Source organism: Gilliamella sp. B2889, from assembly GCF_026536885.1.
In the GTDB taxonomy this organism is placed as follows: Bacteria; Pseudomonadota; Gammaproteobacteria; order Enterobacterales; family Orbaceae; genus Gilliamella; species Gilliamella apicola_E.
On the sequence record NZ_JAFNNF010000005.1, the window covers coordinates 198,791 to 224,335 of the forward strand.

At 35.9% G+C, this 25,545-nt stretch carries 22 protein-coding genes and 1 pseudogene; 10 read left to right on the top strand and 13 right to left on the bottom strand.

Annotated elements, in window-relative coordinates; genetic code table 11:
- Positions 1-118 precede the first annotated feature (118 nt).
- Genes J3U09_RS09210 through parE form a run of 4 tightly spaced genes read right to left on the bottom strand, consistent with a single transcriptional unit; the run spans position 119 to position 6,565 of the window.
- On the bottom strand, positions 119-1,564 hold the full coding sequence (locus J3U09_RS09210) for a TrkH family potassium uptake protein (RefSeq protein WP_065733732.1): 1,446 nt from the start codon (positions 1,562-1,564) through the stop codon (positions 119-121).
- 14 nt (positions 1,565-1,578) lie between these two features.
- Complete coding sequence (gene djlA / locus J3U09_RS09215; RefSeq protein WP_267357976.1) at positions 1,579-2,418, bottom strand: co-chaperone DjlA; 840 nt, start codon at positions 2,416-2,418, stop codon at positions 1,579-1,581.
- A 1-nt stretch (position 2,419) separates the two neighbouring features.
- On the bottom strand, positions 2,420-4,648 hold the full coding sequence (gene parC, locus J3U09_RS09220; protein ID WP_220225393.1) for a DNA topoisomerase IV subunit A: 2,229 nt from the start codon (positions 4,646-4,648) through the stop codon (positions 2,420-2,422).
- Between the two features lie 27 nt (positions 4,649-4,675).
- The gene (gene parE / locus J3U09_RS09225; protein WP_065733711.1) at positions 4,676-6,565 is read right to left on the bottom strand and encodes a DNA topoisomerase IV subunit B; all 1,890 of its coding nucleotides are present in this window, start codon (positions 6,563-6,565) and stop codon (positions 4,676-4,678) included.
- A gap of 223 nt (positions 6,566-6,788) precedes the next feature.
- Between parE and J3U09_RS09230 the strand changes: the two genes are divergently transcribed.
- The 5 genes from J3U09_RS09230 (at position 6,789) to ubiA (ending at position 12,338) form a co-directional block, all read left to right on the top strand.
- Complete coding sequence (locus J3U09_RS09230) at positions 6,789-9,239, top strand: DMSO/selenate family reductase complex A subunit (RefSeq protein WP_267357978.1); 2,451 nt, start codon at positions 6,789-6,791, stop codon at positions 9,237-9,239.
- 21 nt (positions 9,240-9,260) lie between these two features.
- A complete protein-coding gene (locus J3U09_RS09235; RefSeq protein WP_416379920.1) occupies positions 9,261-9,875 on the top strand; it encodes a DMSO/selenate family reductase complex B subunit in 615 nt (204 codons plus the stop codon).
- A gap of 1 nt (position 9,876) precedes the next feature.
- Complete coding sequence (locus tag J3U09_RS09240) at positions 9,877-10,716, top strand: dimethyl sulfoxide reductase anchor subunit family protein (protein WP_267357981.1); 840 nt, start codon at positions 9,877-9,879, stop codon at positions 10,714-10,716.
- Positions 10,717-10,751: 35 nt separating this feature from the next.
- Positions 10,752-11,327, top strand: coding sequence for a TorD/DmsD family molecular chaperone (locus J3U09_RS09245; RefSeq protein WP_267357982.1), 576 nt, complete (start codon positions 10,752-10,754; stop codon positions 11,325-11,327).
- 180 nt (positions 11,328-11,507) lie between these two features.
- Positions 11,508-12,338, top strand: a complete 831-nt coding sequence (gene ubiA / locus J3U09_RS09250) for a 4-hydroxybenzoate octaprenyltransferase (RefSeq protein ID WP_065733716.1) — start codon at positions 11,508-11,510, stop codon at positions 12,336-12,338.
- A gap of 132 nt (positions 12,339-12,470) precedes the next feature.
- On the opposite strand, the gene folP is transcribed toward ubiA, so the two are convergent.
- The 3 genes and pseudogenes from folP to rlmE form a co-directional block, all read right to left on the bottom strand.
- Complete coding sequence (gene folP / locus J3U09_RS09255; RefSeq protein ID WP_065562807.1) at positions 12,471-13,307, bottom strand: dihydropteroate synthase; 837 nt, start codon at positions 13,305-13,307, stop codon at positions 12,471-12,473.
- A gap of 192 nt (positions 13,308-13,499) precedes the next feature.
- A pseudogene (ftsH, locus tag J3U09_RS09260) lies at positions 13,500-15,353 on the bottom strand (ATP-dependent zinc metalloprotease FtsH); the annotation flags it as partial.
- A gap of 75 nt (positions 15,354-15,428) precedes the next feature.
- The gene (gene rlmE, locus J3U09_RS09265) at positions 15,429-16,055 is read right to left on the bottom strand and encodes a 23S rRNA (uridine(2552)-2'-O)-methyltransferase RlmE (protein ID WP_065562809.1); all 627 of its coding nucleotides are present in this window, start codon (positions 16,053-16,055) and stop codon (positions 15,429-15,431) included.
- A gap of 98 nt (positions 16,056-16,153) precedes the next feature.
- Between rlmE and yhbY the strand changes: the two genes are divergently transcribed.
- Entirely contained in the window at positions 16,154-16,447 is a 294-nt protein-coding gene (yhbY, locus tag J3U09_RS09270; protein WP_065562810.1) for a ribosome assembly RNA-binding protein YhbY, read from the top strand.
- Positions 16,448-16,491: 44 nt separating this feature from the next.
- On the opposite strand, the gene greA is transcribed toward yhbY, so the two are convergent.
- Complete coding sequence (gene greA, locus J3U09_RS09275) at positions 16,492-16,968, bottom strand: transcription elongation factor GreA (RefSeq protein ID WP_065562811.1); 477 nt, start codon at positions 16,966-16,968, stop codon at positions 16,492-16,494.
- 228 nt (positions 16,969-17,196) lie between these two features.
- Between greA and J3U09_RS09280 the strand changes: the two genes are divergently transcribed.
- From J3U09_RS09280 to hslO, 3 genes are read left to right on the top strand one after another with little or no spacing between them, the layout of a single operon-like run.
- Positions 17,197-18,795 carry a hypothetical protein gene (locus J3U09_RS09280; RefSeq protein ID WP_267357983.1) on the top strand — a complete coding sequence of 533 codons (1,599 nt, stop codon included), beginning with the start codon at positions 17,197-17,199 and terminating at the stop codon, positions 18,793-18,795.
- A gap of 59 nt (positions 18,796-18,854) precedes the next feature.
- Positions 18,855-19,247, top strand: a complete 393-nt coding sequence (gene hslR / locus J3U09_RS09285) for a ribosome-associated heat shock protein Hsp15 (protein WP_220225386.1) — start codon at positions 18,855-18,857, stop codon at positions 19,245-19,247.
- Position 19,248: 1 nt separating this feature from the next.
- Positions 19,249-20,112 carry an Hsp33 family molecular chaperone HslO gene (gene hslO / locus J3U09_RS09290; protein ID WP_218058424.1) on the top strand — a complete coding sequence of 288 codons (864 nt, stop codon included), beginning with the start codon at positions 19,249-19,251 and terminating at the stop codon, positions 20,110-20,112.
- A gap of 211 nt (positions 20,113-20,323) precedes the next feature.
- Here the strand turns inward: hslO and tsaA are convergent, their stop codons facing one another.
- From tsaA to metN, 4 genes are all read right to left on the bottom strand, one after another.
- Positions 20,324-21,031 (bottom strand): tRNA (N6-threonylcarbamoyladenosine(37)-N6)-methyltransferase TrmO, encoded by a 708-nt coding sequence (tsaA, locus tag J3U09_RS09295; RefSeq protein WP_065562815.1) that lies wholly within the window; start codon positions 21,029-21,031, stop codon positions 20,324-20,326.
- A gap of 79 nt (positions 21,032-21,110) precedes the next feature.
- Complete coding sequence (locus J3U09_RS09300) at positions 21,111-22,010, bottom strand: MetQ/NlpA family lipoprotein (RefSeq protein WP_267357984.1); 900 nt, start codon at positions 22,008-22,010, stop codon at positions 21,111-21,113.
- Positions 22,011-22,024: 14 nt separating this feature from the next.
- Positions 22,025-22,684 carry a methionine ABC transporter permease gene (locus tag J3U09_RS09305; protein ID WP_065562822.1) on the bottom strand — a complete coding sequence of 220 codons (660 nt, stop codon included), beginning with the start codon at positions 22,682-22,684 and terminating at the stop codon, positions 22,025-22,027.
- Positions 22,685-22,796: 112 nt separating this feature from the next.
- On the bottom strand, positions 22,797-23,828 hold the full coding sequence (metN, locus tag J3U09_RS09310; protein WP_267357986.1) for a methionine ABC transporter ATP-binding protein MetN: 1,032 nt from the start codon (positions 23,826-23,828) through the stop codon (positions 22,797-22,799).
- Between the two features lie 116 nt (positions 23,829-23,944).
- On the opposite strand from metN, the gene gmhB reads away from it, so the two are divergent.
- Positions 23,945-24,481 (top strand): D-glycero-beta-D-manno-heptose 1,7-bisphosphate 7-phosphatase, encoded by a 537-nt coding sequence (gene gmhB / locus J3U09_RS09315; RefSeq protein WP_220225384.1) that lies wholly within the window; start codon positions 23,945-23,947, stop codon positions 24,479-24,481.
- A gap of 36 nt (positions 24,482-24,517) precedes the next feature.
- Here gmhB and J3U09_RS09320 read toward each other — a convergent pair whose 3' ends face one another.
- On the bottom strand, positions 24,518-25,237 hold the full coding sequence (locus J3U09_RS09320; protein ID WP_220225383.1) for a DUF4184 family protein: 720 nt from the start codon (positions 25,235-25,237) through the stop codon (positions 24,518-24,520).
- Between the last annotated feature and the right edge of the window lie 308 nt (positions 25,238-25,545).

Sequence of the window (25,545 nt, forward strand, 5' to 3'; positions counted from 1 at the left end):
CACAGCACATGCTGCTTAGTAATTCTGTCTGCAATTGACTAAATAATCAATAAAATATTTATATTTTTAGCCATTTTTCTAAAAAATCCAAGTTTAACACTAAATTGTTAAGTGAAAATTAGCTTCGCCAGAAGGTTGGTGTAAATAAAACCAATAAGGTAAATATTTCAAGTCGTCCAAATAACATGTCCACAACCATTACCCATTTAACCATATCACTTACATGCGCAAAATTATCACTCACACTGCCAAGACCAACCCCCAAATTGTTCAATGATGAGGCAACAATATAAAATGAGTCAGTTGCATCAATTCCAGACGCCATAATGATAAATAGACTAATTAAAAAAACTAATGCATAGGCAGAAAAGAATCCCCATACTGCCTCAATAATTCGTTCCGGTACAACTCGATTATTCAATTTTAAGGTATATATTGCATTCGGGTGTATAAGACGTTTTAATTCACGTGAACCTTGCATAAATAATAGTAGAACGCGAACAACTTTTAACCCTCCTCCAGTAGAACCAGCACAGCCCCCAATAAATGAAGCACATAATAAAAAGATTGGTAATGAGGATGGCCAAGTATTAATATCATCGACGGTAAAACCGACAGTTGCAGAAACCGACACGACTTGTAACACGATTTTATCAATACCAAGATTTCGTTGTGGTTGATAAAAATAGATAACAAAGGCACAAATAACAATTAAAATAAGAAGGATAAAGATAAACGTTCTGAACTCTTGATCGCGCCAATAAACTTTAAGTGAAATACCATTTAATGCGGCAAAATGGAGTGCAAAATTACAACCAGATAAAATTAGGAAAATAGTAACAATATAGTTAATTGCTGGACTATTAAAATAAGCTAAATTGCTGTCATGAGTTGAGAATCCTCCCATCGATATCGTCGAAAAACTATGCGAAATAGCATCGAAGATATTCATTCCAGCAAACCACAAACTTATTGCGCATAACGTGGTAAGTAAAATATAAATAGACCACAATGTTTTTGCCGTTTCAGCAATGCGGGGACGCATTTTACTATCTTTTTGAGGACCTGGGATTTCAGCTCGATAGAGCTGCATTCCACCAACACCTAATAATGGTAAAATAGCAACTGCAAGTACGATAATTCCCATTCCCCCAAGCCATTGTAGCAATTGACGATAAAATAAAAGGGCCTTAGGTAAATGATCTAAATTAACAATAGTTGTAGCGCCTGTTGTTGTTAACCCAGAAAAAGATTCAAAAAAAGCAGTGGTTAAATTAAGATTGATATGATTATCAAAAAGAAATGGAAATGCACCAATAGTACCTAAAACTACCCAGAATAATACAACAATGAAAAAACCTTCCCGAGTACTCAACTCATGACGCTGATTTCGATTAGGGAACCACAACAATACTCCTAAAATTAATGCAGCGAAGAAAGAACGGACAAAAATTGCACCAGCACCATCACGGTATATTAATGCGACTAGTGCCGGTATTAACATAAATATCGACAATAATGATATTAATAAACCGATAATTCTTATAATTGAGCGCCAATGCATCATAGTAATAATCTCTATTTGAATCCACGAGATGCTTTTATAAGATCGTAAGCAGCTTGAATTTCTTGTGCTCGCTTTTTGGTTGCCTCTAACATCTCTTTTGGTAAGCCTTTTGATGCTAATTTATCTGGATGATGTTCATTCATTAACCTGCGATAAGCTTTTTTGATTTCAGGAATATCAGCAGATGAATCTATCCCTAAAATTCTATAAGCATTTTGCAAATCTGATTGGTGAGAACTGTTTTGATAATTGCCATAATTATTGCTTTGTTGATATTGACTATTTTGTTGATTATTATAATATTCTTGACGGAAATGAAAGCTTCCCATCATCATCTGAATATATATAACCATTTGTTGGCGAGGAATATGGAATTCTTCAGCAACAATAAACAAAATTTGTGACTCTTTTTCATCTAAATTACCATCAACTAAAGCCGCTTGAATTAATTGTTCACAAAATATATTTAAAACATTTCTTCTAAAACGATATTGAAAGTAGAGTTCTCGTAAACGCGATCGAAGTGGGTAATCACTTGCTTTACCACGATTAAATGACTCTTGGGCTAATTGGCGACCGGCTGCATCAAGTTGTAGCCGATCCATAAATTGCTGAGCAAGATTAATATCATCTTGGGTAACAACACCTTTAGCTTTACTCAGATGCCCCAATACTTCAAAAGCAACAATTAAGTACAAAGTTGGGTTTGATTGTGTCCTTTTTTCATTTAATCTATTGCCAAATGCTTGATACAACATTGGACCTATTAATAGACCAAGTATAAATCCCCATCCGGATTTGAAAACTGAGCTCAGTATTAACCCGAGAATAATGGACCAGATAAAAGACATATTATTCGTTTACCTCAATTCGATCGATTTTTTGTAATCCACGCGGTAGTGATGTTCCTTTACGAGCACGCTCTGCTCTAAATTTTTGTAAATCAGTAGAAGAAAGCGTAAGTTTGCGTTTACCAACATACAACGTCAGTGAGGTTTCAGGCGTTATTAGCATCATATAAGCTAGGCTATCATCGCTGGCAGATAATGAGATAATTTTATTTCCTTTACCTTTAGATAACTCTGGTAAATCTTTCACCGGGAAGATAAGCATTCTACCCGCTTGACTAATTGATAAAAGCAAGCTTTCCTCTGATACTATCTCAATCGGTGCAAGTACATTTGAATTATTAGATAGATTAATTACTGCTTTACCGTTACGATTACGCGCAATTAAATCGCTAAATTGACAAATAAAACCGTATCCGGCACTAGAAGCAAGTAAGAATTTTTGTTCTTCATCGTTTGACATTAAAACATGTTCAATAGTTGCACCTGCTGGTAATGCTAATTTACCGGTAATTGGCTCGCCTTGTCCTCGAGCTGATGGTAAAGTATTTGGCTCAATAGCATAACTTCGCCCAGTTGAATCGATAAAGACAACTGGCTGGTTACTTTTACCTTTTGCAGCAGCTTTAAAGCTATCGCCTGCTTTATAACTTAATCCGACGGGGTCAATGTCATGACCTTTAGCCGCTCTTACCCATCCCATTTCAGATAATACAATTGTGACGGGTTCAGAAGGTGTTAATTCTTGTTCAGTGATCGCTTTAGCTTCACTTCGCTCAACGATTGGCGAACGGCGTTCATCGCCATACTTTTCAGCGTCTTCTTGCAATTCTTTTTTGATTAAATTACTGAGTTTTCTTGGTGAAGCAAGTAGAGCTTGTAGTTGATCCCGTTCTTTAGCAAGATCAGCTTGTTCGCCTTTAATACGCATCTCTTCCAATTTAGCTAAATGACGAAGTTTTAACTCTAAAATAGCTTCTGCTTGTATTTCACTTAAGGCAAATCGCTTAATTAATTCTTCTTTTGGTTCATCTTCATGACGAATTATTTCAATAACTTCATCAATATTTAGAAACGCAATTAATAAGCCATCTAAAATATGTAATCTTTTTAGGATTTTATCTAAACGATAATTTAATCGACGTGTTACCGTCAAACGTCGATATTCTAACCATTCAGTTAATATTTCAACTAATCCTTTAACTGATGGACGATTATCAAGTCCAATCATATTCATATTGACGCGATAGCTTTTTTCAAGATCCGTGGTAGCAAATAGATGATTCATAACTTGCTCTAAATCCACTCTATTAGATCTTGGGACAATTACTAAACGGGTTGGATTTTCATGGTCTGACTCATCGCGTAAATCTTCAATTAATGGTAATTTTTTCGCCCGCATTTGCGAAGCAATTTGCTCTAAGATTTTAGCACCTGAAACTTGATGAGGAAGATCAGTAATAACAATATCACCCTCTTCTTTTTTCCAAACTGCACGCATGCGGATTGATCCTCGTCCAGTTTGATAAATTTTAGCAATATCTTCTGGCGCAGTAATAATCTCGGCTTCTGTTGGAAAGTCAGGGCCTTGTATGTGAGCCATCACTTCACTAAGTGTTGCTTTTGGGTTATCTGCTAACATAATAGCAGCATTTGCTACTTCACGAATATTATGTGGTGGAATATCAGTTGCCATACCAACAGCAATGCCGGTTGTACCATTCAATAAAATATTGGGTAATCTAGCTGGCAACATTTTAGGTTCTTGTAAGGTACCATCGAAATTTGGCGTATAGTCAACAGTGCCTTGCCCTAATTCGCCTAATAATAATTCTGCATATTTTGATAGACGAGATTCGGTATAACGCATAGCCGCAAATGATTTAGGATCATCTGGAGCTCCCCAGTTTCCTTGACCATCTACTAATGGGTAACGGTAAGAGAATGGTTGTGCCATTAACACCATTGCTTCATAACAGGCACTATCGCCATGAGGATGGTATTTACCTAACACGTCACCTACAGTACGAGCTGATTTTTTAAATTTAGCCTGAGCATTAAGCCCTAATTCTGACATGGCATAAACAATACGGCGTTGCACAGGTTTTAAACCGTCACCAATAAACGGCAGTGCACGATCCATAATGACATACATTGAGTAGTTTAAATATGCGCTCTCTGTAAAAGTACGTAGCGACTGAACTTCTACTCCGTCATGAGTTATCTCACTCATTATTGTTCCTCTAAATTATTCTGTATATTAGACATCAAGTTCAACTTGGTCACCTTTTTCTTGTAACCATTCTCGGCGATCTTCTGCTCGTTTCTTAGCCAGCAGCATATCCATTAATGCCATGGTTTCCTCTGCATTATCTAGTGATAACTGAACTAATCTACGAGTATTAGGATCCATCGTTGTTTCACGGAGTTGTAATGGATTCATTTCTCCTAAACCTTTAAAACGTTGTACATTCGGTTTACCCTTTTTACGTTTAAGTTGATCTAAAATCCCTTCTTTTTCTTCTTCATCAAGGGCATAATGCACTTCTTTACCTAAATCAATACGATAAAGCGGAGGCATAGCAACAAAGATATGCCCATGTTCAACCATCGCCCGAAAATGACGAACGAATAACGCACAAAGCAAAGTGGCAATATGTAATCCATCTGAGTCTGCATCAGCTAAAATACAGATTTTACCGTAGCGCAATTGACTTAAATCATCACTATCAGGGTCAATACCTATGGCAACCGAGATATCGTGGATTTCTTGTGAGCCTAATACCTCGTCTGATGATACTTCCCAAGTATTTAAAATTTTACCTTTTAATGGCATTATGGCTTGATATTCTCTATCTCGTGCCTGTTTGGCTGAACCACCTGCAGAATCACCTTCTACCAAAAATAGTTCAGTACGACTTAAATCCTGTGAAGAACAATCGGCCAATTTACCAGGTAAAGCAGGACCACTTGTGAGCTTTTTACGAATAACTTTTTTAGATGCTCGTAGGCGTTTTTGCGCACTTGAAATGACCATTTCAGCCAATAATTCTGCAATTTGCACATTTTGATTTAACCAAAGACTGAATGCATCTTTAACAATTGCCGAAACGAATGCGGCGCTTTGTCTTGATGAAAGGCGTTCTTTGGTTTGACCAGCAAATTGAGGTTCCTGCATTTTTACGGATAACACATATGCGCAGCGTTCCCAAATATCATCGGCGGTCAGCTTTAGGCCTCGAGGAAGTAAATTACGGAACTCGCAAAATTCGCGCATAGCATCAAGTAAACCTTGACGTAAACCATTAACATGAGTACCACCTTGTACAGTTGGAATCAAGTTAACGTAACTTTCAGTTAAAAGTTCCCCACCTTCTGGTAACCAGAGTAAAGCCCATTCGACTGCTTCTGTTTCGCCAGTATGACTACCAGTAAATGGCTCTTCAGGTAATAGTGTATAACCACTAACAGATTCCATTAAATAATCTTTTAGACCGTCCTGATAACACCAGCGTTGTTCAGTATTGTTAATTTTATCTTTGAAAATGATTTCTAACCCTGGGCAGAGTACCGCTTTTGCTTTAAGTAAATGAGTTAAGCGGGGTACAGAAAATCGTGGTGAATCAAAATACTTTTCATCAGGCCAAAAACGTACTTTTGTACCGGTATTTCGACGACCACATGTACCTATTACATGTAAATCCTCAACTTTATCACCATTTTCAAAAGCGATTTGATAAACTTGCCCATCACGATTTACAGTAACTTCTACACGCTTTGATAATGCATTAACAACGGAGATACCCACACCATGCAAACCGCCTGAAAATTGATAATTTTTGTTGGAAAACTTACCTCCAGCATGTAAACGGCAAAGTAAAAGTTCAATAGCTGGTACACCTTCTTCAGGATGAATATCAACCGGCATACCTCGCCCGTCATCAATAACCTCAAGTGAATTATCTTCATAGAGTGTAACTTTAACTTGGCGGGCATGTCCTGCAATAGCTTCATCTACACTATTATCAATAACCTCTTGTCCCAAATGATTTGGGCGAGCAGTATCAGTATACATGCCTGGTCGATGGCGGACAGGATCGAGTCCTTTTAGGACTTCAATATCAACAGCATTATAAGTGGATTGTGACATAAGTTTTCTATTTATTCGAATAAATGGGCATATTATACCAATCTTTCTTTAAGATGCATGAAATTAAATTGATAATGAAAATCAAATTAAATTTTTAATTGATAATAATTCTTATTTTATTAATTTATTTTAAGTTAATTTCGATTTTAGCCTTTTTTCTGTTTTATAATCTTATCTATAGTATTATGATAAATACATCCCAAATAAAAAATAAGGGAATAGGATGAGCAAGTCAGAAAACAAAATAACTCGGCGTGATTTTTTGCAAAAATCACTAGCAATTGGTGGTGTGGCAGCACTAGCAAATAATTTGCAATTACCTTTTGCTTATGCAACATCTGAAACAAATCACGATAAAGCATTGATACCTAATCCCACTAATGATGAAAAGATTTTCTACAGCGCCTGTTTAGTGAATTGCGGTAGTCGCTGCCCACTAAAAGTCCATGTTAAAAACGATATTATTACTAAAATCTCATCCGAAGACGGTATTAATGATCCTATCTTCGGTCAACATCAAATTCGCCCATGTTTGCGGGGGCGAGCAGTACGCTGGCGAACTTACGATCCGGAGCGTTTAAAATACCCTATGGTGCGAATAGGTAAGCGTGGTGAAGGTAAATTTAAACGTATTAGCTGGGATGAAGCAATAACTTTATTGGCAGATAAACTTAAATACACCATTAATCGTTATGGCAATGAAGCTATTTATTGTCAATATGGAACAGGTACCACCGGCGCAAATATCGCCGGGCGCAGTGCTTGTAGACGGTTTTTAAGTACTATCGGTGGTTATCTAAATTATCATGGCGATTACTCAAGTGGACAGATAACTGCTATTAAGCCTTATATTTATGGCAATGCTAAAGAGTCGCTCATTGATCAAATTAAACATTCAGATTTGGTTGTTATGTTTGGACATAATGTTGCTGAAACGCGAATGTCAGGCGGTGGGCAAGTAACGGAACTGTTTCATGCGTTAGCACAAAGTAAAGCCAGAGTGATTATTATCGATCCTAGGCGTAGCGAAAGTGTAGTTGGCTATAATGCCGAGTGGGTCCCGATTATTCCCGGTACCGATGCGGCGTTAGTTGCTGCAATTGGCTATGCTTTACTGGAAGAAGATAAAATTGATGAGGCAATGCTTAATCAATATTGTGTGGGTTGGAATGCTGACTCATTGCCGGATAGCGCACCCCCTTTTAGTGATTATAAATCTTATATTTTAGGTTTAGGTGATGATAGAACACCGAAAACGCCGGAGTGGGCTGCAAAAAAAACCGGTATTCCCGCTAAACAAATTCGTAAACTTGCCTTAGATATTGTTAACGCTAAAGCAGCATGGATTTCGCAAGGCTGGGGAGCGCAACGTTGGCAAAATGGTGAGCATACTACAAGAGCAATTATGATATTGCCTATTATCACTGGTCAATTTGGTAAACCGGGCACCAATATTGGTACTTGGGGCGGAAGCGTGACTTATCCGGTTCCGGGTCTGAATTTATTAAATCCGATAAAAACCAGTATTCCATTTTTTTTATGGACTAAAGCAATCGAATCCCCGCAAAGCATGACCGCAAAAAATGCTTATATACTTGGTAAAGATAAATTGGATGTCGGTATCAAGTTTATCTGGAGTTACGCCAGTAATGTAATTGGTAATCAGCATGCCGATCTCAATCGAACGCACCAAATTTTACAAGATGAATCTCAATGCGAATTTATCTTAGTGTGGGATACTCATATGACCGCATCAGCACGGTATGCCGATCTGTTATTACCGGATGTGTCATCTGTGGAAAGTAACGATTTAATTAATAATTCTTATGCATCCGGCGCTTACCATTATGTTATTCGTATGCAACGGGCTATTAAGCCACTTTGGGAAAATCGATCGTCTTATGATGTGTTAACTGAGTTATCAGAAAAAATGGGCGTTAAAGATAAATTTACTGAAGGGCGAACGCAAGATGAGTGGATAGCGTATAGCTATGAAAGAATGCGCAAGCAAAATCCTGATTTACCGCCTTTTGTTGACACTGACAGTAAGGGTATTGTCGATCGTAAGTTAGCGGATAGCGATGCGCAAATTGCCTTAAAAGCATTCCGGGATGATCCGATTAATCAGCCATTAAATACCCCGTCTGGCAAAATTGAAATTTATTCAGAAGCGCTGGCAAAAATAGCGGGTGAATGGGATATTGAGCCGGACGATAAACTCTACCCAATTCCTGCTTATTTGCCTGCTATTGAAGGGAGCGAAGATCAACAAAAACGCGATAAATATCCGCTGCAAATGATTGGATTTCATATTAAAGGGCATTGTCACTCCTCTTATAGTAATCTTCCCCAACTACGAGAAGCTGTTGCCAGTAGCGTTTGGATTAACCCAATTGATGCTGAACAAAGACAAATTAAGCATGGGCAATTAGTTGAAGTATTTAATGATCGTGGTCGGCTTTATATTCCGGCTAAAGTAACGCCTCGTATATTACCGGGCGTGATCGCTATACCTCAAGGGCTATGGGCAAAAACTAATGCTGCTGGCGTTGATATTGGTGGTTGTATTAATCGTTTAACCTCATTGCGCCCGTCAGTGTTAGCGAAGTCAAATTCGCAGCATACTAATTTGGTTGAAATCAAACCATTATCAACTATGCCAGCGGCATCATAATTAAAAAGGGAGATGATTAAAATGCAATATGGATTCTTTATTGATTCTTCCAAATGTACCGGGTGTAAAACCTGTCAATTGAGCTGTAAAGACGAAAAAGATAATGCGCTGGGCGTGCATTTTCGCCGAGTTTATGAGTATGGTGGTGGATCGTGGCAACAAGTGGACGGGATTTGGCAAAATGATACTTTTACTTATTATTTGTCAATCTCATGTAATCATTGTGAGCAACCAACTTGCGTGCAAGGTTGTCCAACTGGTGCGATGCATAAACGCCAACAAGACGGCTTAGTGGTTGTCAATCAAGATGTGTGTATTGGTTGCCGCTATTGTGAAATGCGCTGTCCATATGGTGCGCCACAGTTTGATCAACAAAAGCGGGTTATGTCAAAATGCGATGGTTGTTATGAGCGTGTAGCCGAAGGCTTAAAGCCTGTGTGCGTCGAATCTTGTCCGCAACGTGCTTTAGATTTTGACGAGATAGGGAAATTACGTGAGCGTCATGGTGATGAACGTAATATTGCCCCTTTGCCTAATACAGAGTTGACTAAACCGAATATTGTTATCAAACCACATGCTTTGGCTAGAAGCTCAGGCGATACACAAGGAAAAGTGCTCAATCCGGAGGAGGTATAATATGCATGAATTACCATTGGTTTTTTTTACGGTATTTGGGCAATTATCTGCCGGAATGGTGCTGTTAAGCAGCTTATCTTGCTTAATGAATTGTTCACAAGCTAATCCCATTATTCGTCAAAAAATTAATCTGTTAGCGCTGGTTTTTATGGCTGTTGGTATGCTGCTTGCCTCATTCCATTTAGGGCATCCTTTGCGGGCGTTAAATGTGATCTATGGGATTGGACGTTCGCCGATGAGTAATGAGATTTTCACTTTTGGTGTGGTATTTGGCGTTACATTCGCCTCAGTATTAATCCACTACTTTTCTCTCAATCCGGATAGCCAAAAACTGAAATTGATTAAACCGCTTTGTTTAAAGATTAATCGCCTTCCCTATATCAACCAGCTGATAGCCATCATCTTAATCCTATTGAGTTTAATTTTTGTGTGGACGATTGTTTTAACTTACATGCTACCAACAGTGAAAACATGGGATACCAACTATACCGCAATTCAAATGTATACAGCGATGCTGGCGTTGGGTGGAATTGCTAGCGCAATGCTTGGGTTATATCGTTTAGGCAATGCAGCTTTTATCATTGGTAGCGTATTGATTATATTATTAAAAATTCCCTATTATAATTTAATGATGACCATAAGCCCGGAGCTGGCTTGTGCGCAAGCAAATTGGATGATTGCCGAGTGCATTTTAATCATAGTGGCACTACTATTGGTTGCTTTTAACATTTACCGTTCCAAACATAATGCAATAAGTTATCTTACTGCCTTTGCTTGCGTGTTTATTGCTGAAGTTTGCGGCCGTATTGCCTTTTATAATTTATGGATGATACCGCTATAATTAACAATATAACTGACCGACAACAAGTAACGTCAATGAATAAAGAGAAAAAATTTGATAATCTCACTTGTGCTACCCTAGCAAAAGTACTGGGTGCTTTTTTTTATTATCCGCCTAATAGTCAAACCGTTGAACCGTTGCTTGAGGCTCTATTGCATATTGACCAACTGGCAGATTGGCAAAATCCAGAGCTCATTAGCCAGCAATGCCAGATATTGGCAACGCAAATCAGCCATGCCGATCTGGATTATCAATTCTCGTTATTGTTTGAAGGGCAAGGCAAAATGCCGGCCCCGCCTTGGGGATCTGTCTATTTAGATCAAGAAAAACTATTAATGGGGGAATCGCAAGAGCGCTATCGTCAATTTTTACAGCAGCATGGTTTAACGCTTAATACCGGTATGAATGAGCCGGAAGATCAGTTTGGTTTAATGTTAATGGCTTATGCGATATTGCTGGAAAAACAAAAAACGCAAGCGGCGAATCAACTGATTGATGAACACTTAATGACTTGGTCATCAGCTTATCTAGATCAATTAAAACATAATCAAGTTAGCCAATTTTATCGGGCATTAGCCGTGATGGCAGAGCAGTATTTACTTTTGTTGTAACGCTTTATTACCACAATTAATCAATTTAGTTAGATTAACCGTTTTGGATATGACACGATATTAGGTAAATTGACTTGATTGATTACACATGTAGCAGCATCAAATAAAAACGGTATTTATCCGCATTGCAGCTTTAACAAGATCAGGTATAATCCGCCCATTATAATTGAGGATAGATATATGTTAGCTTATATAAAACTGATGCGGTTAGATAAACCAATCGGCATTTTACTGCTACTTTGGCCGACTTTGTCAGCAATATGGCTTGCTGATCCCTATCCAACTGAAAAACTGGTTTTGATATTTACGCTAGGTGTCATTGTTATGCGATCCGCCGGTTGTGTTGTGAATGATTATGCTGATCGCCATTTTGATGCGCATGTAGAGCGAACTCAAAGTCGTCCGTTAGTGCAGGGTGAATTAACAGCAAAGAATGCTAAATGGACATTATTGATATTATTATTAATGGCCGCTTGTCTACTATTATTTTTAAACGCTTTGTCGTGGTTGATTGCTGGCTTTGCATTGTTAACTGCGATGATTTATCCGTTTATGAAACGTTATACTTATTTTCCACAAATAGTGTTGGGAATTGCATTTAGTTGGAGCATTCCAATGGTCTATGCGGCCACAATTGAACAGTTTCCGTTAACCTGTTGGTTATTGTGTTTGGCAAATATTTGTTGGACAGTTGCTTATGATACCGAATATGCCATGGTTGATCGAAATGATGATATCAAAATTGGCATTAAATCGACGGCTGTTTTGTTTGGTTACTATGATAAATTGTGGATAGGCATTCTACAGATAATAACATTGATTTGCTTGATAATTATTGGTCTCAATAATCATTTATCTTTTATTTATTATTGTGGATTATTGGTTGTGTCGTTACTGTTTATTTATCAACAATGGTTAATCAATGATCGTGATAGAACTCGATGCTTTAAAGCTTTTCAAAATAATAATTATGTTGGTTTTATGATGTTTCTAAGTATTTTTATTGTTTAAAAATTATTTGAAACAGTGATGCCAAAAATTGAAAATTCTCAAGCATAAAACAAAAAGGGATTTTTATAGTATTTGTCTAAAAATTCCCTTTTTAATAAAATAATGGCTTATTTTGTTAAAGTTAAACCCCGTTTATTCCTGTTCAGCTAAAGTGGCTTGCACAATTCGCAGTGCATCAAAGGTTTCTTTTACGTCATGAACTCGAATAATCTGCGCACCTTTCATGGCTGCAATTACTGCACAAGAAACGCTACCTAACATACGTTCTTTAGGCGAAACATTTAATACTTGTCCAATCATGGATTTGCGAGACATGCCAACTAATAGCGGTAAATGAAAGTGATGAAATTTTTCAAGTGTTGCTAGTAATCGATAATTGTGTGCCAATGTTTTACCAAACCCAAAACCCGGATCAAGAATAATTTTTTCTCGTTCAATTCCTGCGTTTATGCAACGATTGATATGATGAGCAAAAAATTGATCAACTTCTTGATAGATGTCTTGTTGATAATGCGGAGCATTTTGCATAGTTTGGGGATCGCCTTGCATATGCATAATGCAAACCGGTAATCCTGTTTGAGCTGCGGCTTCGACTGCTCCAGATTCTGTTAATGCTCGGATATCATTAATTAAATGTGCTCCTGCTTTTGCTGATTCAGTCATAACTTGAGGCTTAGAGGTATCAACCGAAATCCAAACATCAAAATAGCGAGCCACTTTTTCAACTAAAGGCACAACTCTATCTAATTCTTCTTCAACTGAGACGAAGGCTGCACCAGGACGAGTTGATTCGCCCCCTATATCAATAAATGTTGCGCCTGCTTGTATCATATTATCAACTCGACGCATGGCATCATCAAGATTGTTATAATTACCGCCATCAGAAAAAGAATCTGGCGTCATGTTTACGATACCCATTACCTGTGGAAAAGAGAGATCCATAATTTGATTGTTGAAACGAATTTCCATGATTATGCCTTATTTGAGTCATCTGCTTTTTGTTATCGCTAAGCTTTGTTATAAGCTAAACGATAGCAAAATCATTCAAGTTTATTACCTGTTTTGAAAATCACTTTTATTTTAGATTTATTTAAATTATCCGATAAAAAACGCGCCGTAGCGCGTTATAAAAATTAAAACAGATTAATCATCAGATTCAGGTGGTGTACCTTCATTCGGAACTTCTTGAGCTGCTATTTCATCACTGGCTGTCCAGCCTTCTGGTGGTGTGACTGGCTGGCGATTCATCAGTTCATCAATCTGTTGTTTATCAATTGTTTCATATTTCAGTAAAGCATCTTTCATTGCATGAAGAATATCAATATTTTCAGTTAGTGTTGTTTTAGCTCGTTGATAGTTTCGTTGTAGGATTGCATCAACTTCTTCATCAATAATTTTTGCTGTACCATCAGATATTTTTTTCATGATTCCATAAGAAGATTCTTCATATTCAAATAATGCAGGTGGTAAACGATCTGAGAAACCCCACTGTGTAACCATTGCTCTGGCTATGTTAGAAGCGTATCGTATATCACTAGATGCACCTGAGGTAATTTTATCTTCACCATAAATTAGGCCTTCGGCAATTCTTCCCGCATAAGCTGTAGATATTTTAGACTCTAACTGAGTACGACTTTGACTAATTTGATCGCCTTCTGGTAAGAAGAAGGCTACACCTAATGCCCCTCCTCGAGGAATAATAGTTACTTTATGAAGCGGATCATGATCTGGCATTAAATAACCTACGATTGCATGTCCCGCTTCATGATAAGCCGTATTGGTTAATTGCTCTTTTGTCATGGATAACGAACGACGTTGAGTACCCATATCGATTTTATCTTTGGCTTCTTCAAACTCATCCATCGTGACTAAACGTTTATTACGACGCGCGGCAAATAGCGCAGCTTCGTTAACTAAATTAGCTAATTGAGCACCGGAATAATTTGGTGTTCCGCGAGCTAATACTGCTAGATTAACATCAGAACCTAAAGGTACTTTACGTACATGTACTGCCAGAATTTGTTCACGGCTTTTTAAGTCAGGTAAATCAATTTGAACTTGACGGTCAAAACGACCCGGACGAAGTAATGCAGGATCGAGAATGTCCGCACGGTTTGTTGCTGCAATAATGATAATACCACTGTTAGCTTCAAAGCCATCCATTTCAACTAACATTTGGTTTAGAGTTTGTTCGCGTTCATCATGTCCGCCCATTGAGCCGGCACCACGTTTTCGACCAACAGCATCAATTTCATCAATAAAGATAATACATGGTGAATGTTTACGGGCTTGTTCAAAGAGGTCACGTACACGTGATGCGCCAACGCCGACAAACATTTCAACAAAATCTGAACCTGAAATACTAAAGAAAGGCACGTTTGCTTCACCCGCAATGGCTCTAGCTAATAATGTTTTACCCGTACCCGGAGGTCCTACCATTAAAATCCCCTTAGGAATACGACCGCCTAATTTTTGGTATTTGCCAGGATCACGTAAAAAATCGACGACTTCTGTTACTTCTTGTTTAGCTTCTTCACTGCCTGCTACATCTGTAAATTTAGTCTTAACTTGGTCAGGCGTTAACATTTTGGCTTTACTTTTGCCTACCGACATTGGGCCACCTTTACCCCCGCCTTGCATTTGGCGCATAACAAAGAACCAAAAACCAAGTAATAAGATAATTGGAAACCAAGAAATCAAGATACTAACTAATAAGCTTGGTTTTTCATCTGGACTGCCGTAAACAGCAATATCATTAAGCACCAAGTTATCGACTAGTTTTTCATCAAGGTAAGGGATATAAGTAACATAATTACTACTACTTTTAGTTGTAGCAACAATTTCGCGACCATTAATATGTACTTCTTTGAGTTTGCCGCTCGTTACATCCGAATTAAATTTGGTATAATCGACTTGAGGACCGCTATTGGATAACGCGCTGAATTGGTTGAATACAGCAAACAATACTACCGCGATAACGCCCCAGATCAGTAAATTCTTTACCATGTCGTTCAAAAGAAAAACCTCTCATAAAATTAACAGTTACGACTAAAATTAACCAAGTATGGTACTACAAAATTGTACGGCTGGCTACTTCATCCCCATTGCTACAATATATACTTCTCGAGATCGTGCGCGCGAAGCTTCAGGCTTTCGAATTTTGACTGTTTTAAACAGCGATCTAACTGTTTTTAGATATTCTTCAAAGCCTTCGCCCTGGAATACTTTTACAATAAAACTTCCATTAGGTGCAAGAACGTCTTTACACATATCTAATGCAAGTTCAACTAAATACATAGCTCTTGGTATATCAACTGCAGGCTGTCCACTCATATTCGGAGCCATATCTGACATAACAACTTGTACTTTCTCTTCACCAACGCGCTCAAGTAAGGTATTTAATACGGCTTCATCCCTAAAGTCACCTTGCAAGAAATCAACGCCAACTATTGGATCCATCGGTAATAAATCACAAGCAATAATTCGTCCCTTATTACCGATGAGTGATGCAACATATTGTGACCATCCGCCCGGTGCTGCCCCTAAATCCACGACAGTAATTCCTGGTTTGAATAGTTTGTCACTTTTTTGTATTTCTTCTAATTTAAACCATGCTCTAGAACGTAGGCCTTTTTTTTGTGCTTGTTGTACAAAGCGATCTTTAAAATGTTCATTTAGCCAACGAGTAGAACTTGCTGAGCGTTTTTTGTTACTCACAGCGAATAAATCCTTAGTGTATAGAGGTTACTTCAATTGATTACAAATATATATAAGGGTAGAATAGCAAAATTGCAACTTAATGTGATAAAAAATTAATGAATTTATCGAATAAACAAAAACAGTACTTAAAAAGTGAAGCTCATCATTTAAAACCGATAGTGATGATTGGTGCTAATGGATTTACCGAAGGCGTTCTTGCCGAAATCGAAAATGCACTAAATTTCCATGAGTTAATTAAAATTAAAATCGCTGCCGAAGATCGTGAAACGAAAAAATTAATTTGTGAAGCTATTATCCGCGAAACAAATGCATTACCCGTTCAACAAGTCGGATCTATTTTTACGGTATTTAGACCTAGCGAAGATAAGAAAATTACTTTACCCAAATAAAAAACAGGGCAATAGCCCTGTTTTTTTATTGCAGTTGAGTTTTATTAGATATACTCAACTTTAACAATGTCAAATTCTACATTACCGCCTGGTGTTTTGATTTGGACTGTATCACCATCTTCTTTACCAATAAGACCTCGAGCGATAGGTGAGTTAACCGAAATTAAATTTTGTTTATAATCTGCTTCATCATCGCCAACAATTCGATAAGTTGTTTCTTCATCGGTATCGATATTAATTACAGTCACTGTGGCACCAAAAATTATGCGTCCAGTATTTTTTACCTTGGTAATATCAATAATTTGTGCTTGAGATAATTTGCCTTCGATTTCTTGAATACGACCTTCACAAAAACCTTGTTGTTCTCTTGCTGCATGATATTCCGCGTTTTCTTTTAAATCTCCGTGCGCTCTGGCTTCTGCAATAGCAGCAGTAATTTGAGGTCTTTTTATATTTTTAAGTTCTTCAAGTTCTGCTCGTAATAATTCGGCTCCCCTTACTGTCATTGGGATCTGTTTCATCTCGATTTTTTCCTGTTTATATGGTCAATAAAAAAGAATTTTTCTCCCTAATCAAAGGATGAAGATTAATTCCGTGAATATGTTATTCTAAAGTCATAATTGGCTATATATTAACGTTAAAACTAGTTTAACAACAAATCATTTATATTAAAATCAAGTGCTATTTTACCCAAAATCAGGTATTGTTATATAAATTTTAATCCATTTTTATTACTATACTGCTTATTTATGAGACGGTTACGATCTTGTTTAATTTTGCTCTTTTCGATTATCTGGTTGTTAATTGTAGTTAGTTATTTTGCCTTGCAAACCAATTATGGAGCAAAAATACTGAGTCAACAATTATCAAAGCTTGGAACATACACTATTTCAATTGGTAAGATAAATCATTCATTAGCTAATTTTTATGAGTTAAGTATTGATAATTTATTGGTAATAAATGATAAGCAAGAAGTGACTAAAATTGGAAAGTTAACTATTGGTTTTGATAAGAAAAATTTATGGCAACTTCATCATTTTAATTATATTAATGTGATTGATGGTGAATTTAATGGTGTTGATATTACTAGTTTTTCGGCTAATGTATTAAAGTTTTATAATTCTACAATAAATTTTTCGTTTAATGATGAGCAAGATTCTCTTTCTTTAAAAGGCGTTGATGGCCGTATTAAACCTTTTGATTTAAGTAGTAAACAGCCATATCAATTTGATTTCACTTCACAAAAAGCATCATTTAATCAGATACCGATAAACAAAATATTGTTACAAGGATATTATCGTGATGGGGTTACAGCAATCACCAATTTAGGCGGTAATATGGATAATGGTTTTTTTGTTAGTAAATTAAAAGTATTAGCCGATGGTAGCTTAGATATAGCCCAATTAAGATTAAATAATATCCGTTTTCAACCAGATGATTATACTGAATTAAATAAGTATTTGCCTAAATTTCCAAAGTTTAGGTTAGAAGAACTTTTAATTTTAGACAGTAATATTCAATTACCTAATTTAATTATTGCTAAGGGAAATTTTGAAATAACCAATATTAGCTATGATAATCAGTGGAATCTGAATGAAACTTCCTTTATTTTTAATGCAGATAATGTGGTTTGGTTTGATCAAATATATTCTTCTTTATTGCTTCAATTGTCTTTTAAAGATAATGAAATAGATATCAAAAAAGCAGTTGCTCGATGGCATAACGGTGATGTTCATTTAGATGGTAGTTGGAAAAATAATTCATTACATTTGAATAAGTTATTGTTGACAGGCATCAGTTATGAATTATCTGATGAAGCAAAACAACCGTTATTACCAGATATATTTAATCGTGTTGACGTTGATCAGTTAATCATATTGCAAAGTATGTTAACCAGTATTAAATCTGATTATCCTTTTAACATTGCAAACTTTGATGTTTCGGGGAAAAATGTGAGCTTAGTTGAAGATAACAAATTTGGGTTATATTCGGGCTCACTATTTCTTAAAGCTAATAATGCTTCAGTTAATAAAGTAAGTATTAAATATCCTAGTGTGTCGGTAGATATTGATCTTCAGCATCGCACATTATTAAGTTTTAATGCATTAGTTAATGGCGGAATAATTGACTCAACTGCAATAATTAATCCTTTGCATTCTGAATTTGAATCATTTCACCTCATTAGCAAAGGTACCACAAGTGAGCTGCTTAATCGATGGAAGTTAGTACAGAATCCTCCAGAGTCGTTAAATTATCGAGCTGATTTGCGCGGTAAGATAGCTCCATTTAGTTTATCTGGAATTTTTTCGACAGGTGGCAATGATTATTCAATTCATCCACAACATTGATTTTAATAAAACGATACTTATATTAGTTATAAATGTATTAAGTCTTAAACGAGGAAACAATGCATCTCGTCAGATTAGATAAATGGTTATGGGCCGCGCGGTTTTATAAAACGCGTTCCATTGCTCGTGAAATGATTGAAGGTGGAAAAGTTCATTATAATGGCCAACGAGCAAAGCCAAGCAAAATAGTTGAAGTTGGGGCGATGATAGTGCTTAGGCAAGGTAATGAGCAAAAGACAATTCGAGTTTTAGCCATTAATGACCAGCGTAGAGCCGCAAGAGAAGTGGAATATCTTTACCAAGAAACCCCAGAGAGCATTGAAAAACGTGAAAATATTGCTCAGGCAAGAAAACTTAATGCATTAGCCATGCCGCATCCGGACCGACGACCTGATAAAAAAGAGCGGCGCACATTAATTAAATTTAAATATGAAAGACAACAAGGCAATTAATATGGATACTTTAAATCGGTTTTTATTTGATAATCATCCTGTTCGAGGGGAAATCACTCGACTTGAAAAAACATACCAATCTATTTTAGAAAACCATAATTATCCTATTCCAGTACAGAATTTATTAGGTGAATTATTAGTAGCCACCAGTTTATTAACCGCTACATTGAAATTCGATGGTGATATTGCTGTGCAATTACAGGGGGATGGGCCATTAACATTAGCAGTGGTAAATGGCAATAACCTACAAGAATTACGTGGTGTTGCGCGAGTAAATGGTGAAATTGCCGATAATGCTTCTCTTAAGGAGATGGTTGGCAACGGTTACATTGTAATTACCATAACGCCTAAAAAAGGCGAACGTTATCAAGGCATCGTTGGATTAGAAAAAGAAACGCTAATTGGCTGTATTGAAAATTATTTTATGCAGTCTGAACAACTGCCAACTCGTTTATTCGTTAAAACTGGAGTGCATAATAACACACCGATGGCTGCAGGGATTTTATTGCAAGTGTTACCTGCAAATGAAAATACTCAAGAGTCATTTGAGCTTCTAAGCACATTAACTGAAACCATCACTAGCCAAGAGTTGTTTCAACTTCCTACTGATGAAATTTTATATCGTCTTTATAATCAAGAAGAAGTTCGCTTATTTGAAACTCAACAAATTGTATTTAAATGTGGTTGTTCACGACAACGTTGTGAAGATAGTTTAATGACATTACCAGCCAAGGAAATTGATGAGATTCTTAATGAAGACGATGGCAAAATTGACATTCATTGTGATTATTGTGGAAAACATTATCTGTTTGATGCGATAGATATTGCTGAATTGAGAAATAAGAAAAATAACAATTATCATTGATGCAAATAAAAGGTGCCACTAAAATTATTAAAACTTTAGTGGCAAAGTGAAATATAGGGAATTAAACCCTCATTTAATTTAGCAGAATTAAGCTCTCTTACCAACCTATATTATCGGTATTATGTAATTCTTTTGTAAAGAATTTTTACAAAAAAAATATTTAATTACATATCTCATTGTTTTGTAAATTTATCGTTTAAATAAATTAACATTACCGTTCAATAATATGTATATTTTCAATAACGGCTAAGCAGCCTATCACCTTCCATTTAATATTAAAATGATATAGTGAGATTGCATAAGTTTGCTCATGGTTGTTTTTTTGTTTATAAGCTGGTCTTGGATCTTGAGATATTACTTGTTCAATTAATTCGGTTAGTTGTGGATAATCTTGTTGGGATTCAATAAATAATTTAGCGTTAGCTGAGAATGAAACTTCAAGTTTCTGTTCTGGAAGCATTTGAGCGTAACCCGCTTTTGCATCAGGATGGCTATCACAGTAAGGTAAGTAGGGTTTTATATCAATTATAGGTGTGCCATCTACGAGATCTAATCCCCCTAACTTTAAAATCACCTGATTTTTTTCAACAATAATATCTATTAATTCAACAACTGAAAGACCAATATTATTAGGTCTATATGGAGATCTTGTTGCAAATACGCCTAAACTTTTGTTTCCACCTAAACGAGGTGGACGTACCGTTAATCTCCTCTTGGTTGGCTCAATATGGTGGAAATGAAATAAAAGCCATAGATGAGAAAACTGTTCTAATCCTTTGACACTGATAGGATTGTTATATGGTGTAAGTAAATGTAGTTCACCTTGAGCAGCTTTGACCAGATTGGGTTGACGAGGCACTGCAAATTTTTCAACATAAGGTGACTGGATGATACCAATTGGTTCAAATTGATATGTCATTGTTGATTCTTTATTTAATTATTTTAATGATTTCCGTCGACGAATGCCGACGGAATATAATAAATTATAGCTTGCTAATTTACCAACCACGAATTGCGCCACCATTAAAAATTTGGTCAGCTTTTTGCGCTACTGCATCAGTTTGGTAAGCTTTAACAAAGTTTTTTACATTTTCATTATCTTTATCCGCTTCACGCGATACGATAATGTTAACATATGGAGACTCTTTATCTTCAACAAAAATACCATCTTTGCTTGGTGTTAAATTTGCTTGTCCAGCAAATGCATTGTTAATAATAGCAAGATCGACTTGCGAATCATCTAGCGAACGAGGTAGCATCGGAGCTTCTAGTTCGATAATTTTATATTCATATGGGTTACTTGTGATATCAAGTACAGTTGGCAATAAACCTTTTGTCTTATCAACAGTAATTAAACCTTCATGTTGTAATAAAAGTAATGCACGACCTAAATTTGTAGGGTCATTAGGAATGGCAATTGTTGATTTAGCTGGAATAAAGAACGTTTCGCCTCGAGGTGAGGTTACTTTTACACCTTCCCCAATTTCACTGTTATTCTCAATCGGTTTTAATTTGTGTGAGTAACTTGCAATAGGGTAAACAAATGAGTTACCAACAACAGTTAATTTATAACCTCTTTCTTTGATTTGTTCATCTAAATATGGTTTATGTTGAAAAGCGTTAATATCAATTAATCCATCATTTAATGCTTGATTTGGAGTAACGTAATCATTAAAAATCACAAGTTCAACATCAAGATTATAAAGGCTTTTAGCTTGTTGTTTGGCTACTTCTGCTACTTCTTGTTCAGGACCTGAAATTACACCAACTTTGATAGTACTTACTTTTGCTGGTTCTGCTGGTTTGTTATCAGTTACAGATGATTGTTTATTATCACAACCTGTTAAAAAAAATGCACTTACCAAAGTAGTGGCTAGTGCTAGCTGTTTAATTGACATAATTTTCTCCAAAATTAATGATGAGTAACATACCTTACAATCCTATTGCCAATAGCTTGGATTAGGAATACTAATATAACTAATAAAATAACAACTGTATTCATTATAGCGGGTTTGTAACTATTATAGCCATATTGAATAGCCAATTGCCCTAAGCCTCCAGCTCCAACAGCTCCACTGAGTGCAATATAGCCTGTTAATGTTATCAGTGTTATTGTCATGCTATTAATAATAATAGGTAGAGATTCGGGAATAAGAACTTTATATATAATCTGTAATGGTGTGGCTCCCATTGAACGAGCAGCTTCAATTAAACCTTTAGGAATATCCAGTAAAGCATTTTCAATCATTTTTGCAATTAAAGGCGCAACACCTACACTAAGCGGAACAATAACACCTTGTCTACCTAAAAAGGTGGCTTGGCCGGTTATAATGTCCATTACTTCTACTGTGAAAGGTTTTATCCATAAAATTAATATAATAAAAGGAATTGCTCGAAATATATTTGTGAGAAAAGAGAATGTAAAATTTACAATGTCATTTTCAAGTATGTTACCTTTTCGGGTGACATACAACAATATACCTAATGGTAATCCAATTAACGTTCCATAAAAACCTGATAACAACACCATATAAATAGTATCATCGGTTGCTTGTGCCATTTTGAATAGCATTGCTTCACTAAAACCATTAAATGAAGAACAAAATGTAACAAAATCTTCCCAGAAACCATGTTGAGCTAAATAGCGAAAAATCGATTCAAATGGTTTAAATGAAGGAATAAAATCAAACATAGCCTAAAACCTCAACTTTAGTATTATTTTTTTCTAGAAACGCAATTGCTGATGCAGTACTTTTCTGTTTTCCTTTCATTTCAGTTAACATCAAACCAAATTTAACGCCACCCGCATAATCCATCTGAGCGCTGATAATATTACTATCAACTTCGAATTCTTTAGCTATTTGAGACAGTAAAGGTAAATCTACCGATACACCAGAAAATTCCAAACGAACAAGTGGATTAAGTCCTTCTTTATGTACTGGTGTTAGTCTAGCTAAATAATCATCTGGAATAATAAGGTGTAATGTTGATTGAATGAATTGCCTTGCAATATCTGTTTTAGCATGCGAAAACATTTCACCGACTGAAGATTGTTCAACTAATTCTCCGTTACTAATAACTGCTACTTGGTCGCAAATCTGTTTAACAACATCCATTTCATGAGTGATTAATAAAATGGTTAAACCTAGTTTTTGGTTGATATCTTTTAATAATGCTAAAATAGAACGTGTTGTTTCAGGGTCAAGGGCACTGGTTGCTTCATCACATAATAATACTTTAGGATCACTTGCTAACGCTCTAGCAATAGCGACGCGTTGTTTTTGTCCACCCGATAAATTAGCTGGATAGACATCAGCCTTTTCACTTAAACCTACAAGTTCAATAAGCTCATTTACTTTTTGCTTGATTACCTTTTTAGGTGTTTTATTTAGTTCAAGTGGAAAAGCAATGTTATCGAATACAGTTCTAGATGATAACAAATTAAAATGCTGAAAAATCATGCTAATCTTTCGGCGTACTTCAATTAATTTTCGATTAGATAAATGGGTGATATCTTGGTTGTCAAAAAATATTTTTCCACTGGTTGGTTTTTCTAATAGATTGACACAACGTATTAATGTGCTTTTACCTGCGCCTGACTTGCCAATAACACCATAAATTTTACCTTGAGGAACATTTAATGAAATGTCCTTTAAAGCATGGATAGTGGTTTTATTGTGCTCAAAATTTTTTGAGATGTGTTCAAGTTTTATCATGATATATACTAATAAAAAGGAATGGATAAATATTAAGACGTCTAGACATCTATGTCAATCGATAATATCCTATATAAAGCTAGATAGACACCTCTATAAAAGGAAGATGATTAAACATGAAGCCTGCTATATTTTTAGATCGAGATGGTACAATTAATATAGATTACAATTATGTACACACTATTGATAAATTCCACTTTATTGATGGTGTAATTGATGCAATGCGAGAACTCAAAGAAATGGGTTTTTTACTTGTTATTACAACTAACCAATCTGGTATTGCGAGAAACATATTTACTGACGAGCAATTCAATACCTTAACAGAATGGATGGATTGGTCACTACAAGACCGAGGTGTTGATATTGATGGTGTTTATTATTGCCCACATGATCCTCTGGTTGATGACTGTGAATGTCGAAAACCAAATCCCGGTATGATACAAACAGCAGCGAAAGAGTTAAAAATTGATATTGCCAACTCTTATATGGTCGGTGACCGAGTGTCTGATTTATTGTCGGGGAAAAAGGCCGGAGTTAAAAAAACGGTTTTGGTGAAAACCGGTGATGCCATTACTGAAGAAGCATTAGTGCAAGCTGATTGGGTAATTGACAGCTTGGTGGATTTACCCAATAAAATAAAAGCAGAGTCATAATTTTCTAAAAATACTATTGTTATACGGCATTTAAAATTAATGCCGTATAATTTTCACGATAAGAGGTGATAATATTAACCCCAAAAATAGTGCATTAATAAAGTTCACCACACTTTGACCAAAGGTATGAATAGTATTGGCGAAAAAGAGAGAAAAACAACTTAAAAAAATCAAAAACACTGTCCCCCAATATAGAAAGCTAATTTTATTTGTCTTATCAACCAAGATCGGTAATCTGAAAATAAAGAGACATATTAAACTAAATCCTATCAAAGTACTTCCATGTTGGAGTAATTGGTAGATAGGAATATTAGTATTTTTTAATGAAATTGTCTGTTGTAAAAAAGGTAGGTGTTGTACAAAAAAGCCCGTTAAGTGGGTAAAACTATCCCAACCTAAATGGGATAGTGCGCCAATTAATGCAGAAGTTATGACAATAAACCAGTGATGGTAGCTATATTCACGCCAATTAAAATTTAGATAATGAGCAAACCGTTTATAAAGAAAATGGGGCAAATTCTTGATCAATTCATTACGAATAATAAAGTGAAAGATAAAAGCAACCATTAATGTTATTGGTAGATCAAAATAAAAGATACCCAATAAAGTATGGCTCATATCACTTTTTATTTTCATTCTAAGAAAATATTCAAAGTCAGGTGACATACTACCTATAATTAAGGTTGTCATGGAAAAAAATTTAGGCTTTTTGTAAAAAGGTAAAACAATTGCTGGATGTGCAAAAGTGAAAGGCATAAAAAATCCACTTAAAAAGTTAGACTGAAATAGAAAAAAAGCAATTATATAATCAATAGTAAATTAAAGAAAGTTTGTAAAATTTGTATAGAATTAGTTTATTTTCACAGCGTTATGTGTAAAAAAAACACAAACGGAAATAAATTTGCAATAATCGCTTGCATGATTTTTCTAAGGCTCTATAATGCGCATCCACTGACACGGCGTCAGCGAAAGCAGACGGTAATGAAGTTGGTGAACAAGATCAAATTTTTAAAAAAAAGATCTTGACGAATAAAAAGGTGTAGCGTAGTATACGCAGCCCTTGA

Coding starts and splice junctions, on each gene's coding strand:
- yhbY (WP_065562810.1), top strand. CDS start 16,154: ATGAATTTATCGAATAAACAAAAACAGTACTTAAAAAGTGAAGCTCAT.
- J3U09_RS09305 (WP_065562822.1), bottom strand. CDS start 22,684: ATGCTATTCAAAATGGCACAAGCAACCGATGATACTATTTATATGGTG.
- folP (WP_065562807.1), bottom strand. CDS start 13,307: ATGGAAATTCGTTTCAACAATCAAATTATGGATCTCTCTTTTCCACAG.
- J3U09_RS09240 (WP_267357981.1), top strand. CDS start 9,877: ATGCATGAATTACCATTGGTTTTTTTTACGGTATTTGGGCAATTATCT.
- hslO (WP_218058424.1), top strand. CDS start 19,249: ATGGATACTTTAAATCGGTTTTTATTTGATAATCATCCTGTTCGAGGG.
- hslR (WP_220225386.1), top strand. CDS start 18,855: ATGCATCTCGTCAGATTAGATAAATGGTTATGGGCCGCGCGGTTTTAT.
- J3U09_RS09235 (WP_416379920.1), top strand. CDS start 9,261: ATGCAATATGGATTCTTTATTGATTCTTCCAAATGTACCGGGTGTAAA.
- parC (WP_220225393.1), bottom strand. CDS start 4,648: ATGAGTGAGATAACTCATGACGGAGTAGAAGTTCAGTCGCTACGTACT.
- J3U09_RS09245 (WP_267357982.1), top strand. CDS start 10,752: ATGAATAAAGAGAAAAAATTTGATAATCTCACTTGTGCTACCCTAGCA.
- J3U09_RS09230 (WP_267357978.1), top strand. CDS start 6,789: ATGAGCAAGTCAGAAAACAAAATAACTCGGCGTGATTTTTTGCAAAAA.
- J3U09_RS09300 (WP_267357984.1), bottom strand. CDS start 22,010: ATGTCAATTAAACAGCTAGCACTAGCCACTACTTTGGTAAGTGCATTT.
- greA (WP_065562811.1), bottom strand. CDS start 16,968: ATGAAACAGATCCCAATGACAGTAAGGGGAGCCGAATTATTACGAGCA.
- J3U09_RS09210 (WP_065733732.1), bottom strand. CDS start 1,564: ATGCATTGGCGCTCAATTATAAGAATTATCGGTTTATTAATATCATTA.
- ubiA (WP_065733716.1), top strand. CDS start 11,508: ATGTTAGCTTATATAAAACTGATGCGGTTAGATAAACCAATCGGCATT.
- djlA (WP_267357976.1), bottom strand. CDS start 2,418: ATGTCTTTTATCTGGTCCATTATTCTCGGGTTAATACTGAGCTCAGTT.
- metN (WP_267357986.1), bottom strand. CDS start 23,828: ATGATAAAACTTGAACACATCTCAAAAAATTTTGAGCACAATAAAACC.
- parE (WP_065733711.1), bottom strand. CDS start 6,565: ATGTCACAATCCACTTATAATGCTGTTGATATTGAAGTCCTAAAAGGA.
- tsaA (WP_065562815.1), bottom strand. CDS start 21,031: ATGACATATCAATTTGAACCAATTGGTATCATCCAGTCACCTTATGTT.
- J3U09_RS09320 (WP_220225383.1), bottom strand. CDS start 25,237: ATGCCTTTCACTTTTGCACATCCAGCAATTGTTTTACCTTTTTACAAA.
- J3U09_RS09280 (WP_267357983.1), top strand. CDS start 17,197: ATGAGACGGTTACGATCTTGTTTAATTTTGCTCTTTTCGATTATCTGG.
- gmhB (WP_220225384.1), top strand. CDS start 23,945: ATGAAGCCTGCTATATTTTTAGATCGAGATGGTACAATTAATATAGAT.